Source organism: Streptosporangium sp. NPDC006013 (assembly GCF_040614275.1).
Taxonomy (GTDB): Bacteria; Actinomycetota; Actinomycetes; order Streptosporangiales; family Streptosporangiaceae; genus Streptosporangium.
In genome coordinates, this window is record NZ_JBEXUE010000986.1 from 1 (window position 1) to 1,105 (window position 1,105).

2 protein-coding genes and 1 pseudogene are annotated in these 1,105 nt (G+C 68.3%); all 3 read right to left on the minus strand.

Annotated features, from left to right (window positions below):
• A partial coding sequence (locus tag ABZ260_RS51470) for an alcohol dehydrogenase catalytic domain-containing protein (protein ID WP_355633356.1) occupies positions 1–404 on the minus strand: 404 nt, incomplete at its 3' end.
• Positions 401–859 (minus strand): PTS sugar transporter subunit IIA, encoded by a 459-nt coding sequence (locus ABZ260_RS51475; RefSeq protein WP_355633358.1) that lies wholly within the window; start codon positions 857–859, stop codon positions 401–403. The genes ABZ260_RS51475 and ABZ260_RS51470, both read right to left, overlap by 4 nt.
• Positions 852–1,105 (minus strand): annotated as a pseudogene (locus ABZ260_RS51480) (hypothetical protein); the annotation flags it as partial. The pseudogene ABZ260_RS51480 and the gene ABZ260_RS51475, both read right to left, overlap by 8 nt.

Below are 1,105 nucleotides of genomic sequence, written 5' to 3' on the forward strand. Positions count from 1 at the left end.
CGGTTGAGGCCGTCGACCGCCAGCACCTTGGCCGGGACGATCATGTACTCGGCGAAACCACCGTCGTAGTGATAGCCCATCGACTCCTGGTTCGGGCACACCGTCATCCGGCCCCGGCCGCACTCTGAGCACTTCCCGCACGGGATCGCGGCGATCACCTGCACCCGCTCACCCGCAGCCCAGCCGCTCACGCCGTCGCCGACCTCGGCAATCTCACCGGCGATCTCGTGCCCCATGACCCTGGGCGGCCTGATGTGGTGGTGACCGTACTTGGAGATCTTCACATCCGTGCCGCACGTCGAGCAGTTGCGCACACGTATCTTGATCTCACCGGCCCCGGTGACGGGCTCGGGCGCCTCCTCGACGCGGATGTCACCGGGAGCGTGGAAACGAGCGACCTTCACTGTGCTTCGTCCTCTTCGTTGGGTTGCAGCAACCGGACCACCTCGGCGACGTCCGTCGCCTCACGAAGGGCCCGGGCCTGCTCGGGATCCATCAGGATCTGGGCGAGTTCGGCCAGCAGCCGCACATGACCGTCCCCCTTGGCGGCGATACCGATGCACATCGTGACCTGCTCGCCGTCCCAGTCGACGCCGTCGGGAAAACGCAGCACACAGATCGCGTCATGATGAACGGCGTCCTTCGCGGCCAGGGTGCCGTGCGGGATGGCCACCCCCTCACCGACATAGGTGGAGATCGAGCGCTCCCGCTCCAGCATCGCGCCGACATAGGCGCTGCCCACCGCGCCGACGGCGAGCAGCACCTGCCCGCACTGGCGAATCGCGTCGTCTCGGTCGGTGGCCGAGGCCGCCAGCCGGATCGCGCGCGGATCCAGCGGCAGCGGCGCCGTCTCAGGCATCGACGGTGCCGCCGTTCTTGATCGTGTTGACCAGCTTGGCCACCGCCGGGTCTCCGATGAAGACCTGAAAGGAGATCAGGACCTTGTCCGGGGCGCCGGCCCTGGCCCGGCCGGCCAGGCCGGCGTGGCAGACCACCACGTCGGCATCGGCCGGGATGGAGTTGACCGGGGCGGGACCTTGCACGGGGTCGTGTACGGGGTCATGTACATGGGGGTCGGTCTGGCGTACACCGGTCTCGTCCTCGC

Excerpts from the sequence above, each read along its gene's own strand:
- ABZ260_RS51475 (WP_355633358.1), bottom strand. The coding sequence starts at position 859 with ATGCCTGAGACGGCGCCGCTGCCGCTGGATCCGCGCGCGATCCGGCTG.